Raw genomic sequence first — 13,524 nt, 5'->3', positions numbered from 1 at the left:
CCCGGCCGCTGCCGCCCCGGCCCCCGTGGCCGCTCCGGCTCCGGTCGCCGCTCCGGCTCCGGTCGTGGCCGCCCCGGCCGCTGCCGCCCCGGTGGCCGCTCCGGCTCCGGTCGCCGCTCCGGCTCCGGTCACCCCGGCTCCGGCCGTGGCCGCTCCCGCCGCCGCGGTCTCCGCCGGTGACGAGGGCGCGTACGTGACCCCGCTGGTGCGCAAGCTCGCCTCGGAGTCCGGCGTCAACCTGGCCTCGGTCTCGGGCACCGGTGTCGGTGGCCGTATCCGCAAGCAGGACGTCCTGGCCGCCGCCGAGGCCGCCAAGGCCGCCGCTGCCGCCCCGGCTCCGGCCGCCGCCCCGGCCGCCAAGGCCCCGGCCGCCGCCGCCGTCTCGGAGCTGCGCGGTCAGACCGTCAAGATGACCCGCATGCGCAAGGTCATCGGCGACAACATGATGAAGGCCCTGCACTCGCAGGCTCAGCTCAGCTCCGTGGTCGAGGTGGACATCACCAAGATCATGAAGCTGCGCGAGCAGGCCAAGGGCTCCTTCCTGGCCCGCGAGGGCGTCAAGCTCTCGCCGATGCCGTTCTTCGTCAAGGCCGCCGCCCAGGCGCTGAAGGCCCACGCGGTCGTCAACGCCCGGATCAACGACGACGAGGGCACCATCACCTACTTCGACTCGGAGAACATCGGCATCGCCGTGGACTCCGAGAAGGGCCTGATGACCCCGGTCATCAAGGGTGCCGGTGACCTCAACCTGGCGGGCATCTCCAAGGCCACCGCCGACCTGGCCGCCAAGGTCCGCGGCAACAAGATCACGCCGGACGAGCTGTCGGGCGCGACCTTCACCATCAGCAACACCGGCTCGCGCGGTGCGCTGTTCGACACCGTGATCGTGCCCCCGAACCAGGTCGCCATCCTGGGCATCGGTGCCACGGTCAAGCGCCCGATGGTCATCGAGACCCCCGAGGGCACCGTCATCGGCGTCCGCGACATGACGTACCTGACCCTGTCCTACGACCACCGCCTGGTGGACGGTGCGGACGCGGCCCGGTACCTCTCGGCCGTCAAGGCGATCCTCGAGGCCGGCGAGTTCGAGGTCGAGCTCGGCCTCTGAGGCCCCGGCCCCGTCGACGCGCGACTCGTACGGCGCCCCCGCCCGGAACCACTTCGGGCGGGGGCGCCGTCGTCATACCCTGGTGGGTCCATGTGTGACATCTCGGGGGGCTGCGTATGGCACGGACACAGGTGACGGATCTGGTCGTGGTACTGCCGGGGATCCTGGGCAGTCGGCTCGCGGACGCCGAGGGCAGAGCCGTCTGGGACCTCTCCGGCCCGGCCCTGTTACGCGGCCTGCGGAACTTCGGCGGCTCCGTGGGCGCCCTGCGGCTCCCGAAGGACATAGGCGACGGCGATCCGGGCGACGGGGTCGTCCCCGTGGGCCTGATGCCGGATCTGCACGCCCTGCCGGGCATCTGGCACCCGGTGGACGGCTACACGGACCTGCTGCGCTGGCTGGAACGCCATTTCACCCTGTCCGTTTCGGACAACCTGCTCACGTTCCCGTACGACTGGCGGCTGTCCTGCCGCTACAACGCCGGGCGGCTGAAGGACCGGATGGGCCTGGAGCTGGAGCGCTGGCGGGCTTCGGCCCCCGAGCGCCGCGGGGCCCGGGTGGTCTTCCTCTGCCACGGGATGGGCGGGCTGGTGGCCCGGCACTACGTGGAACGCCTCGGCGGGGACGGGATCACCCGCCGCGTGATCACCCTCGGCACCCCGCACCGGGGCTCCCTGCGGGCCCTGGCCGATCTGGTGGAGGGCGGGGACCGCCGGGACCGGGACCGCGAGCTCGGCGCCTTCGCCCGCAGCCTGCCGTCCCTGCACCAGCTGGCCCCCGACTACGCCTGTCTGGAAGGCCCGGACGGACTCGCACACCTGCGTGACCTGCCGGGGCTGCCGGGCGTGGACGAGGCGCTGCTGGCGGACGCGGCCCGCTTCCACGCCGACCTGCGCGACGCCCCGCCGCGGGCCGATCTGTACGCGATCGCCGGCACGGGCCAGCCCACGGCGACGACCGCGCGCCACGCCGGGGACCGCCTGGTCCTCCTCCCGGAGGCCGACGGCGACGGCACCGTCCCCCGCCTCGGCACGGCCGCCGGGGTGACGCGGTCGCGGACCCCGTACGCGTGGTGGACCCCGTACGAGCAGCACGGCTCGCTCCAGAACAACGCCGCCGTACGGGAGGCCCTGCGCGGCCTCCTGGGCGACGAGCCCCTGCCCCCCGAGGAGCCGGACGCCGCGGACCCGGCCGCCGGGCTGGGGGTGCGGGTGCCGCCCGTACTGCCCGCCGGGGTCCCGTACGAGGTCACGGTCACGGCCCCCGACGACGAGCGGCTGCTCATGGCGGAGCTGTGCCCGGCCGACGGCGGCCGCCCGGCGGCCCGCGCCCTGCGGAGCCTGGGCGGCGGCCGTTACGGCGTCGCGTTCCCGCCGCCCGAACCGGGCGCGTACCGGCTGTCGGTGGGTCCGGTCACGGCCCTGAGCCTGATCCGGCGCAGCGCCTTGTAACCAGCCTCACCCAACGGCCCTGACCAGGAACGCATCCCCGCGGCCCACTCCGCCGTATTGTCTACGCATCGAAGCGATGCGCGGCCCCACAGGAGATGAAGCCCCGATGATCACCCCACCCGTCGTGCACTCGCTGCGCGAGCAGATCCGCGAGCACATCGTGGAGGGGATCGTCAGCGGCCGCTGGAAGCCCGGCGAGCGGATCGTCGAGCGCCGGATCGCCGTGGAGCTGGAGGTCAGCCAGACGCCCGTGCGCGAGGCGCTGCGCGAGCTGGAGACGCTGCGGCTCATCGAGTCGGCGCCGAACAAGGGCGTGCGCGTACGGAACCTGTCGGCGGCCGACCTGGAGGAGATCTACCCGGTCCGGGCCGGCCTGGAGCAGATCGCGGCCGAGCTGGCCGCCCCGCGGCTGGCTGCGGACTGCTCGGCGCTGGAGCCGCACGTGGCGGCGCTGTGGGAGGCCGACCGGACCGAGGACGGGACCGCGCAGGTGCGGCACACCGTCGGGTTCCACCGGGAGCTGGTGCGGGCGGCCGGGAACAGCGTGCTGCTGCACACCTGGGAGAGCCTGGGCATCGAGGTCTTCACGGCCCTGTCGATCCGCTGGCTGGGAACCGTCCAGAAGTCGTACGCGGAGGAGCACGCGGCCCTCGTGGAGGCGTTCCGCAGTCAGGATCCGGACATCGGAGTGCTCGTGAAGCGGCACGTCCTGGGGTGCGCACCCCGCGCCTGACGGGTTGGTTTGCCCCGTTTTACCCGGCACCGGGTGCCTGATTTCATGGCACCGGGTGCCGACTTTTGGCCGGATGGCCAATTCAACGTCACATTCGTTTGATCGATCATCGATCAGCGATTTACAGTCGACGACGGACCCCAACCGGGCCCATCGACCCTGTCCTGCCCGTCAGGGATTTTTCACCACCTCTCCTTTGTCCGGAAGGCGGCGCACACCGATGTCCGACCCCGTAGGAAAGCTTCCGAGCGAGCTCGACCAGCTCCCGGACCGCGACACCGAGGAGACCGCCGAATGGGCGGCCTCCCTGGACGCCGTCGCCAAGGCCGCCGGTACGCGCCGCGCCGAATACCTGCTCCGCCGCACCCTCCAGCACGCCGAGGCCGCCGGCCTCGCCCTGCCGAAGCTGCTGGAGACGGACTACGTCAACACCATCCCCACCTCCGCCGAGCCCGAGTTCCCGGGTGACGAGGAGATGGAAGCCAAGATCACCGCATGGAACCGCTGGAACGCGGCCGCCATGGTGACCCGCGGCTCCAAGTACGGCGTCGGCGGCCACATCGCCACCTTCGCCTCGGCGGCCTGGCTCTACGAGACCGGCTTCCAGCACTTCTTCCGCGGGAAGGAGGCCGACGGATCGGGCGACCAGCTCTACATCCAGGGCCACGCCTCCCCCGGCATCTACGCCCGCGCCTTCCTCGACGGGCGCATCTCCGAGCAGCAGCTCGACAACTTCCGCCAGGAGTCCGGCGGCAACGGCCTGCCGTCCTACCCGCACCCGCGGCGCCTGCCGTGGCTGTGGGAGTTCCCGACGGTCTCCATGGGCCTCGGCCCGCTCTCCGCGATCTACCAGGCGCGCTTCAACCGCTACCTGCAGAACCGGAACATCAAGGACACCGCCAACTCGCACGTCTGGGCCTTCCTGGGCGACGGCGAGATGGACGAGCCCGAGTCGACCGCCGCCCTGGCCCTCGCCTCCCGTGAGCAGCTCGACAACCTGACCTTCGTCATCAACTGCAACCTGCAGCGCCTCGACGGTCCGGTCCGCGCCAACTTCCGCGTGGTACAGGAGCTGGAGGCCCAGTTCCGCGGCGCCGGCTGGAACGTCATCAAGTCGCTGTGGGGCTCCGCCTGGGACGAGCTGTTCCAGCTCGACACCACGGGCGCACTCGTACGCCGCCTGCGCGAGGTACCCGACGCGCAGTTCCAGACGTACGCGACCCGCGACGTCGCCTACATCCGCCAGCACTTCTTCGGCGCCAACGCCGAACTCGTGCAGCTGGCCGGCGTGCTCTCCGACGCGAAGATCGCCGAGTGCTTCCACAGCTCCCGCGGCGGCCACGAGCCCCGCAAGGTGTACGCCGCGTACAAGGCCGCCCTGGAGCACAAGGGCGCGCCGACGGTCATCCTCGCGCAGACCGTCAAGGGCTACACGCTGGGCGCCGGGTTCGAGTCGAAGAACGCGAACCACCAGATGAAGAAGCTGACGATCGACGAGTTCAAGGGCATGCGCGACCTGCTCGGGCTCCCGATCCCGGACAGCGCCTTCGCCGACGGCGTCGTCCCCTACGGCCACCCGGGCGCGGACAGCCCCGAGGTGCGGTACCTGAACGAGCGCCGCGCGGCCCTCGGCGGTCCGGCCCCGGCCCGCAAGGTCCACCACGTGGCCCTGCCCGCCCCGGCCGAGCGCTCCTTCGCCCCGCTCATCAAGGGCTCCGGCAAGCAGGAGATGGCCACCACGATGGCCTTCGTCCGCCTGGTCAAGGACCTGATGCGGGACAAGGAGACCGGCAAGCGCTGGGTGCCGATCGTCCCCGACGAGGCCCGCACCTTCGGTATGGAGTCCCTCTTCCCGTCGGCCGGCATCTACTCGCCGCTGGGTCAGACGTACGAGCCGGTCGACCGCGACCAGCTCATGTACTACAAGGAAGCCAAGGACGGCCAGATCCTCAACGAGGGGATCACCGAGGCCGGCGCCATGGCCGACTTCATCGCCGCCTGCACGTCGTACGCGACGCACGGCGAGCCGATGATCCCCTTCTACATCTTCTACTCGATGTTCGGCTGGCAGCGCACCGCCGACCAGATGTGGCAGCTCGCCGACCAGCTCGGCAAGGGCTTCATCGTCGGCGCCACCGCCGGTCGCACGACCCTGACCGGTGAGGGCCTGCAGCACGCGGACGGGCACTCGCACCTGATCGCGTCCACGAACCCGGCGTCGCTCAACTACGACCCGGCGTTCGCGTACGAGATCGCGGTGATCGTCAAGGACGGTCTGCGCCGCATGTACGGCGAGCAGCCGGAAGACGTCTTCTACTACCTGACGGTCTACAACGAGCCGAAGGTGCAGCCGGCCATGCCGGAGGGCGTGGAAGAGGGCATCCTGCGCGGCCTCTACCGCTTCAACGAGGCCTCCTCGCTGGAGTCCGCCCCGGCCGCCGACGCCCCGAAGATCCAGCTGATGGCCTCGGGCACGGCGATCCACTGGGTGCTGGAGGCGCAGCAGCTGCTCGCCGCCGACTGGAACGTGGCCGCCGACGTCTGGTCCGCCACCTCCTGGGGCGAGCTGCGGCGCGACGCGCTGGAGTGCGACGAGGCGCTGCTGCGCGGCGAGGTGCGCACCCCGTACGTCACGCGCGCGCTGGAGGGCGTCACGAGCCCGGTGCTGGCCGTATCCGACTGGATGCGCCAGGTCCCGGACCAGATCAGCCAGTGGGTGGAGCAGGACTGGACCTCGCTCGGTACGGACGGCTTCGGCCTGTCCGACACCCGCGAGGGCGCCCGCCGCCACTTCGGCGTCGACGCGCAGTCGATCGTGGTGGCCGCGCTGGCCCAGCTCGCCCGCCGCGGCGAGGTGCCGGCGTCCGCCATAAAGGAAGCCCGCGAGCGCTACGGCCTCTGAGGCCCGGACGCGATGAGACGAAAGGCCGGTGTCCGACCCCCTTCCCCGGGGGTCGGACACCGGCCTTTGGCCGTATGAGCGGTGGCGGCGAGGGGGCGCACCCGTGATGCTGGAGCGGTGATGGACGAGACGGAGTTCTGGGAGATCGTCGACCGTACCCGCGAGGCCGCCGAGGGCGACCCCGAGGAGCACGCCGAGCTGCTCGTGGAGCGGCTGGCGCAGCTCGATCCGGACTCCGTCCTGGACTTCGCCCGGCACTTCGAGTCCCGGTACAACCGGGCGTACACGTGGGACCTGTGGGGCGCGGCCTGGGTCCTGCTCGACGGCGCGAGCGACGACGCGTTCGACTACTTCCGGTGCTGGCTGATCGGCCAGGGCCGGGAGGTGTTCGAGGGCGGGGTGCACGATCCGGACGCGCTCGCGGAGCTCCTGGACGAGTTCGACGAGGAGATCGACGGGGACGGCGAGGAGCTGGGGTACGCGGCCGACGAGGCGTACGAGCAGCTGACGGGGGCGGTGGCGCCGGATCTGGGCATTCCGCTGCAAGCGGCCGAGCCGGAGGGCACCCCGCTGGACTTCGAGGACGAAGCCGTGCTCGCGGAGCGCTTCCCCCGGCTGTGGGACCGTTTCCGCGCGTAGCGACTAGTAGTGCGTGCCGCCGTCGATGCGGATCTCGGTACCGGTGATGAAGGCGCCGTCCTCGGAACCGAGCATGGCGACGACGCCGGCGACCGTCTGCGGGCCGGCGAAGCCCTGGCCGAGGGCCGGGGCCAGCTTGGCGAACAGGCTCCAGTCGGTGTCCTCGGGCAGGCCCGGGCCGTTGCCCGTGGTCATGCCGCTCTCGATGGAGCCGGGCGCGACGGCGACGAAGCGCAGGCCCTGCTTGCTGTACTCGGCGGCCAGGGCGTGGGTCATGGACTGGATGCCGCCCTTGCTGGCCGCGTACGCGGACATGTAGGGGTGGGCGAAGGACGCCGAGGTGGAGCTGAAGTTCACGACGACCGGCTGGTCGCCCTCCAGCAGTGCCGGGAGCGACTCGCGGATCACCAGGAAGGTGCCGGTGAGGTTGACCGCGATGACCTTGTTCCAGAAGTCGAGCGTGGTCTGGTGCGTGTGCGCGGAACGCAGGATGCCGGCGGCGTTGACGAGTACGTCGAGCCCGCCGAGGCCCTGGACGGCGGCGGCGACACCGCTCTGCACGGCGGCCTCGTCGGATATGTCGAGGACGGCGGTCGTGAGGCGGTCCGTGTGGCCGTCGGCGGCGGCCTGCGCCGCGGTGCCGGCCAGCCCCTCTTCGTTGACGTCCACGGTGTGGACACGGCCGCCCTCGGAGAGGATGCGGTGGACGGTGGCCCGGCCGATGCCGGAGCCGCCGCCGGTGATGAGGACGCGACGTCCTTCGTAACGGTTCATGGTGCGAGCGTACCGCCGCCATGACACGTTTTGCCAGAGTGTCATAACGTGCACTCTCTACCGAGCCGGGAAGGTAGGCTTCACGCGTGAGATCCCCTCGTCCGTACTCTCCCCAGGCCGGCCCCGGAGCCCAGTCGCTGACCGAGCGCCGCAAGGCCGCCACCCAGCTCGACATCGCCCGCGCCGCCTGCGAACTCTTCGCCGAACACGGCCCCGACGGCACCACCGCCGAGGACATCGCGCACCGCGCGGGCGTGGCCCTGCGCACGTTCTACCGCTACTTCCGCAACAAGCAGGAGGCCGTGGGCCCGCTACTGGCCGGCGGCGGCGACGCCTGGCGCGCCCTGCTCGCCGAAGAGGAGCCCGGCACCCCGCTCGACGAGGCCCTGAAACGCGCGGTCACCCGCTCGCTGAGCGACTCCCAGGCGGTCGAGGAGGGCCTGGAGGTGACCCGCGGCCTGCTCCGCGCCGCCGCGACCGACGAGGCGCTGCGCGCGGTCTGGTACCGGGTGAACCAGGACTCCGAGGAGCGCCTGGTCCCGGTGATCGCCCGGCTGGCCGGCGAGGACGCCGACCCCCTGGGCGTACGCCTGCTCGCGGCGGCGGCCACGGACGCCATCCGCATCGCCCTGGAACTCTGGTCGACGACGGACGCCCCGGTCTCGGGCCCCGGCTCCCCCGCGGAACTGGCGGTCCGCTGCCTGCGCGACCTGACGGCCGCGATGCCCCTCCTCCACCGACCCGGCACGACCACACCGCCCTCCGCCTGAGCTTCGGATGCCGCCGACGGCATCCGCGCCCGGACAGCACGGCGGCCCAGCCGCTCCCCGGTGAGCCGGGACGGGCGCTCAGCGCCTCGTCTCGTACCTGGTCAGGATCACGCCGCAGGGAAGCGTCCGCGTCTCCAGCAGGTTGAGGTTCACCCAGTCGTCCAGCGCGGTGAAGAACGGCGTGCCGCCGCCCACCAGGACCGGCGCGGTGGCCAGTACGTACTCGTCGATCAGCCCGGCCCGCATGGCCGCCGCGGCGAGCGTCGCGCCGCCGATGTCCATCGGGCCGCCGTCCTCGGCCTTGAGCCGGGCGATCTCGGCGACCGCGTCGCCGGTGACCAGGCGGGTGTTCCAGTCGACCTCGCCGATCGTCGAGGAGAACACCACCTTCGACATGTCCCGCCAGCGGCGCGCGAACTCGGCCTCCGCCGGGGTGGCGCCCGGCTGCTGGTCGCCGGTCGGCCAGTAGGAGCTCATCGTCTGCCACAGCTTGCGCCCGTACAGCGACAGGTCGGTCGCCTGCAGCCGGTCGGACCAGAACTGGAACAGCTCGTCGCTCGGCACGCTCCAGCCGATGTCGTCGCCGGGCGCCGCGATGTAGCCGTCCAGGGTCAGGTTCATGCCGTAGATGAGTTTCCGCACGGCACCAGCCTTCCGCGAGTCGGTCCCGCGCGGCAAACCGAAAGGGCCGCCGACGGCGTCTTCCGCGAGGGCGGGGACACCGGCGACGGCCCAACAGACGGCCCAGGAGGACGGAAACCGTCCTGACCTGCGCTGCTTCTTAGATGTCGAAGTACATCTCGAACTCGTGCGGGTGCGGGCGCAGCGCGATCGGGGCGATCTCGTGCGTGCGCTTGTAGTCGATCCAGGTCTCGATCAGGTCCGGGGTGAAGACGCCGCCGGCCAGGAGGTACTCGTGGTCGGCCTCCAGGGCCTTGAGGACGTCCTCCAGGCTGGTCGGGACCTGCGGGACGCTCGCGTGCTCGTCGGGCGAGAGCTCGTAGAGGTCCTTGTCGATCGGCTCCATCGGCTCGATCTTGTTCTTCACGCCGTCGAGGCCGGCGAGCAGGAGGGCCGCGAACGCCAGGTACGGGTTCGAGGACGGGTCCGGGGCGCGGAACTCGACGCGCTTGGCCTTCGGGTTCGAGCCCGTGATCGGGATGCGCATCGCGGCGGAGCGGTTGCGCTGCGAGTACACCATGTTGACCGGCGCCTCGAAGCCCGGGACCAGGCGGTGGTACGAGTTCACCGTCGGGTTGGTGAAGGCGAGCAGCGACGGGGCGTGCTTGAGGATGCCGCCGATGTAGTAACGGGCGGTGTCCGACAGGCCCGCGTAGCCGGCCTCGTCGTAGAACAGCGGGTCGCCGTTGGCCCACAGCGACTGGTGGACGTGCATGCCCGAGCCGTTGTCACCGAAGATCGGCTTCGGCATGAAGGTCGCGGTCTTGCCGTTGCGCCAGGCGACGTTCTTCACGATGTACTTGAAGAGCATCAGGTCGTCGGCCGCGGCCAGCAGCGTGTTGAACTTGTAGTTGATCTCGGCCTGGCCGCCGGTGCCGACCTCGTGGTGCTGGCGCTCGACCTGGAGGCCCTGGGCGTCCAGCTCGAGGGAGATCTCGGCGCGCAGGTCGGCGAAGTGGTCGACCGGGGCTACGGGGAAGTAACCACCCTTGTAGCGGACCTTGTAGCCGCGGTTGTTCTCCTCGGAACCGGTGTTCCAGGCGCCGGCCTCGGAGTCGATGTGGTAGAAGCCCTCGTTCGCGGAGGTCGCGAAGCGCACGCTGTCGAACACGTAGAACTCGGCCTCGGGGCCGAAGTACGCGGTGTCGGCGATGCCGGTGGAGGCGAGGTACGCCTCGGCCTTCTTCGCGATGTTGCGCGGGTCGCGGCTGTAGGCCTCACCCGTGATCGGGTCGTGGATGAAGAAGTTGATGTTGAGCGTCTTGTCCTTGCGGAACGGGTCCAGGCGCGCGGTGGTGATGTCGGCACGCAGCGCCATGTCGGACTCGTGGATCGCCTGGAAGCCGCGGATGGAGGAGCCGTCGAAGGCGAGCTCCTCCGCCGGGTCGAATGCCCGAGCCGGGATGGTGAAGTGCTGCATCACACCAGGCAGGTCGCAGAAGCGGACGTCGACGAACTTGACGTCGTTCTCCTCGATGTACTGCTTCACTTCGTCGGCGTTCTGGAACATCCAACTCCTCCTACTCCCGGCCCCGGGGCAGGGCGGGCTTTATAGCTCGTGGTGCGTCAGTGCGGTGCCGCACGCTGACCCGACCATAAGCAGGCGGGATTTCTCAAGCATGACCCATTTGTTTCGCTCAAGTTAACCAGGGTCCCGTCGGAACGCGGTCGGACACCACCGGTACCGTGGTCGGGTGGACAACAGACAGGCAATCGGATCCTGGCTCTCCGGCCCCCGCGCGGCCGCCGAGGACATGGGCGTCGACTTCGGCTACCGGGGTGAACGGCTCGGCCTGCCCCAGGAGGGGCCGGGATCGGTGGCGCGCTTCGGCCGCCGCCTGGGCGGTCTCGCCATCGACTGGATCGGCTGTCAGGTGATCGCGTTCGGGTTGATCACGCACGGCAACGCGACCGCCACCGGCAACTGGACGCTGGCGCTCTTCGTGGTGCTGAGCATCCTCACCGTCGGCACCGTGGGCTTCACCCCCGGCAAGCGGCTGGTGGGCCTGCGCGTCGTCGCGGAGGACGGCGGCCGCCTCGGCTTCGGCCGGGTCGTCCTGCGTACGGTCCTGCTCGCCCTGGTCATCCCGGCGCTGATCTGGGACCGGGACGGGCGCGGCCTGCACGACCGCCTCGCGCGCGCCGTCCAGGTCCGCGTCTAGGCGCAGGGCGCGGAAGCGCAGGACGCAGACCACGGGGCACAGGAGGACGAGACAGGGGCGCCCCCGAGCCGGCCGGCTCGGGGGCGCCCCTGCATGCGTGGTGCGTCGTATACGAAAAGCGGGTCAGCGCATCTTTCCGCCGCGCGGCATCCTCATGCCCTTGGGCATCGGACCCTTCGGCAGGGGCATGTTGCTCATGAGATCGCCCATGGCCCGCAGCTTGTCGTTGACCTGCGTGATCTGCGGACCGGTCAGTACGCGGGGCAGCTTGAGAAGCGTCGTGCGGAGCTTCTTCAGCGGGACCTCGCCCTCGCCGGTGCCCACGATGAAGTCGTGGACCGGGATGTCCGGCATGATCCGCGCCAGCTTCTTCTTCTCCGCGGCGAGCATCGGCTTCAGCCGGTTCGCGTTGCCCTCGGCGATCAGCACGACGCCGGCCTTGCCCACGGCCCGGTGGACGATGTCCTGGCTCCGGTTCATCGCGACGGCGGGGGTGGTCGTCCAGCCCCGTCCCACGTTGTCCAGTACGGCCGCGGCCGCGCCCGGCTGTCCCTCCATCTGCCCGAAGGCAGCCCGCTCGGCCCGTCGCCCGAAGACGATCGCCATCGCGAGGAACGCCACCAGGAAGCCCAGGATGCCCAGGTAGACCGGGTGGTCGATCAGGAAGCCGATCGCAAGAAAGACACCGAAGGTGACGATTCCCACGCCCGCGACGATCAGACCGACCTTCGGGTCGGCCTTGCGCGTCATCTTGTACGTCAGGGCGATCTGCTTCAGTCGCCCGGGGTTCGCAGCAGTCTCTGCGTTTGACTTCCTCGCCATAGAGCGAAGTTTACGTGGCCTGCGGGGTCCGGGTCGCCGCGGCCTCGAGTACGTGCTCGGTTTCGACCCGGTCCCTGGCTCGGCGACGGTCCTCGAGGACCGCGCTCCACGCATTGCGGCGGGCGCCGCTCATGAGCAGCGACTCGAAGCCCCGGAAGGCGTCGGTGAACGACGGAATGGCAATGGCGCGTACGGGCGCGGCCTGCATGATGTCGATCCCTTTCACGGTGCTGGGCGGTTCGGGACGGTCCGGAGCGCACGGCGGCGCGTGGTGGTGGTGTGCGCCGGTGTGCGCGGTGCGTGGAGCAATCGTCACTGACTGGTGTTACCAGGGCATGACCGGTCGGTCAAACGGTGATGAAACATTTACGCGGCCCGCCGGACTCTCGTTACAGAGAGCCTAGGGGCCGCGTCGATGCGGTGTTACCCGTTGGTAAGACTTTGTGCGTGAGTTCACACAGTCCGTGCGGTAGCGCGCGTCACACCGCTGCGCGCTTCTCCATCGCCTGCGTGTAGAGGCGGCCCGCACGGTACGAGGAGCGGACCAGCGGGCCCGACATCACACCGGAGAAGCCGATCTCCTCGGCCTCCTTCGCCAGCTCCACGAACTCGGCCGGCTTCACCCAGCGCTCGACGGGGTGGTGCCGCGGCGAGGGGCGCAGGTACTGGGTGATGGTGATGAGCTCGCAGCCGGCCTCGTGCAGCTCCTTCAGGGCCTGCGAGACCTCCTCGCGCTCCTCGCCCATGCCCAGGATCAGGTTCGACTTGGTGACGAGGCCGTACGCGCGGGCCTGCCGGATCACGTCGAGCGAGCGCTCGTAGCGGAAGCCGGGGCGGATCCGCTTGAAGATCCGCGGCACCGTCTCCACGTTGTGCGCGAAGACCTCGGGGCGGGAGGCGAAGACCTCCTCCAGCAGCTCCGGGACCGCGTTGAAGTCGGGGGCGAGCAGCTCGACCTTGGTGTGGCCGGCCTCGCGGGCCGCCGTCTGCTCGTGGATCTGGCGCACGGTCTCCGCGTACAGCCAGGCGCCGCCGTCGGCCAGGTCGTCGCGCGCGACGCCGGTGATGGTGGCGTAGTTCAGGTCCATCGTGACGACGGACTCGCCGACGCGGCGCGGCTCGTCACGGTCCAGGGCCTCGGGCTTGCCCGTGTCGATCTGGCAGAAGTCGCAGCGCCGGGTGCACTGGTCACCCCCGATGAGGAAGGTGGCCTCGCGGTCCTCCCAGCATTCGTAGATGTTGGGACAACCGGCCTCCTGGCACACGGTGTGCAGTCCTTCGCCCTTCACCAGGGCCTGCATCTTCGTGTACTCGGGACCCATCTTCGCCCGGGTCTTGATCCACTCGGGCTTGCGCTCGATGGGCGTCTGGGCGTTACGGACCTCGAGGCGCAGCATCTTGCGTCCGTCGGGTGCGACTGCGGACACGACCGGCTCCCTGTGACTTCGATTCTTCGGCGCCCACCAGGGTACGCCCGTAATT

At 70.5% G+C, this 13,524-nt stretch carries 13 protein-coding genes; 7 read left to right on the top strand and 6 right to left on the bottom strand.

Annotated features, from left to right (window positions below; all coding sequences use genetic code 11):
• The 5 genes from sucB to K7B10_RS28255 form a co-directional block, all read left to right on the top strand.
• On the top strand, positions 1–1,108 hold a 1,108-nt coding region (gene sucB, locus K7B10_RS28275; protein WP_229340300.1), incomplete at its 5' end, for a 2-oxoglutarate dehydrogenase, E2 component, dihydrolipoamide succinyltransferase.
• A 116-nt stretch (positions 1,109–1,224) separates the two neighbouring features.
• Complete coding sequence (locus K7B10_RS28270; RefSeq protein ID WP_229340298.1) at positions 1,225–2,559, top strand: esterase/lipase family protein; 1,335 nt, start codon at positions 1,225–1,227, stop codon at positions 2,557–2,559.
• A 109-nt stretch (positions 2,560–2,668) separates the two neighbouring features.
• Positions 2,669–3,292, top strand: coding sequence for a GntR family transcriptional regulator (locus K7B10_RS28265; protein WP_030156168.1), 624 nt, complete (start codon positions 2,669–2,671; stop codon positions 3,290–3,292).
• A gap of 220 nt (positions 3,293–3,512) precedes the next feature.
• Positions 3,513–6,194 carry a pyruvate dehydrogenase (acetyl-transferring), homodimeric type gene (aceE, locus tag K7B10_RS28260; RefSeq protein ID WP_229340295.1) on the top strand — a complete coding sequence of 894 codons (2,682 nt, stop codon included), beginning with the start codon at positions 3,513–3,515 and terminating at the stop codon, positions 6,192–6,194.
• Positions 6,195–6,314: 120 nt separating this feature from the next.
• Positions 6,315–6,833 (top strand): DUF4240 domain-containing protein, encoded by a 519-nt coding sequence (locus tag K7B10_RS28255; protein WP_229340294.1) that lies wholly within the window; start codon positions 6,315–6,317, stop codon positions 6,831–6,833.
• 3 nt (positions 6,834–6,836) lie between these two features.
• Here K7B10_RS28255 and K7B10_RS28250 read toward each other — a convergent pair whose 3' ends face one another.
• Complete coding sequence (locus K7B10_RS28250; protein WP_229340291.1) at positions 6,837–7,607, bottom strand: SDR family NAD(P)-dependent oxidoreductase; 771 nt, start codon at positions 7,605–7,607, stop codon at positions 6,837–6,839.
• A gap of 86 nt (positions 7,608–7,693) precedes the next feature.
• Here K7B10_RS28250 and K7B10_RS28245 point away from each other — a divergent pair, with 86 nt between their 5' ends.
• Positions 7,694–8,377, top strand: coding sequence for a TetR family transcriptional regulator (locus K7B10_RS28245; protein WP_229340289.1), 684 nt, complete (start codon positions 7,694–7,696; stop codon positions 8,375–8,377).
• A 78-nt stretch (positions 8,378–8,455) separates the two neighbouring features.
• On the opposite strand, the gene K7B10_RS28240 is transcribed toward K7B10_RS28245, so the two are convergent.
• A complete protein-coding gene (locus K7B10_RS28240; protein ID WP_229340287.1) occupies positions 8,456–9,019 on the bottom strand; it encodes a dihydrofolate reductase family protein in 564 nt (187 codons plus the stop codon).
• Between the two features lie 139 nt (positions 9,020–9,158).
• Positions 9,159–10,568 carry a type I glutamate--ammonia ligase gene (glnA, locus tag K7B10_RS28235; RefSeq protein ID WP_030863412.1) on the bottom strand — a complete coding sequence of 470 codons (1,410 nt, stop codon included), beginning with the start codon at positions 10,566–10,568 and terminating at the stop codon, positions 9,159–9,161.
• Between the two features lie 184 nt (positions 10,569–10,752).
• Between glnA and K7B10_RS28230 the strand changes: the two genes are divergently transcribed.
• Entirely contained in the window at positions 10,753–11,220 is a 468-nt protein-coding gene (locus tag K7B10_RS28230) for an RDD family protein (RefSeq protein WP_229340285.1), read from the top strand.
• Between the two features lie 123 nt (positions 11,221–11,343).
• On the opposite strand, the gene K7B10_RS28225 is transcribed toward K7B10_RS28230, so the two are convergent.
• From K7B10_RS28225 to lipA, 3 genes are all read right to left on the bottom strand, one after another.
• Entirely contained in the window at positions 11,344–12,042 is a 699-nt protein-coding gene (locus K7B10_RS28225; RefSeq protein ID WP_229340283.1) for a DUF4191 domain-containing protein, read from the bottom strand.
• Between the two features lie 10 nt (positions 12,043–12,052).
• Positions 12,053–12,250: an SCO2195 family GlnR-regulated protein gene (locus K7B10_RS28220; protein WP_229345467.1), complete on the bottom strand. Its 198-nt coding sequence runs from the start codon at positions 12,248–12,250 to the stop codon at positions 12,053–12,055.
• A gap of 271 nt (positions 12,251–12,521) precedes the next feature.
• Positions 12,522–13,469, bottom strand: a complete 948-nt coding sequence (lipA, locus tag K7B10_RS28215; RefSeq protein ID WP_229340282.1) for a lipoyl synthase — start codon at positions 13,467–13,469, stop codon at positions 12,522–12,524.
• Positions 13,470–13,524: the final 55 nt, after the last annotated feature.

Source organism: Streptomyces flavotricini (assembly GCF_020639365.1).
Lineage (GTDB): Bacteria > Actinomycetota > Actinomycetes > Streptomycetales > Streptomycetaceae > Streptomyces > Streptomyces flavotricini.
Note: the sequence above shows the minus strand (reverse complement) of the source record. Positions and strands in the feature narration are given on the sequence as shown.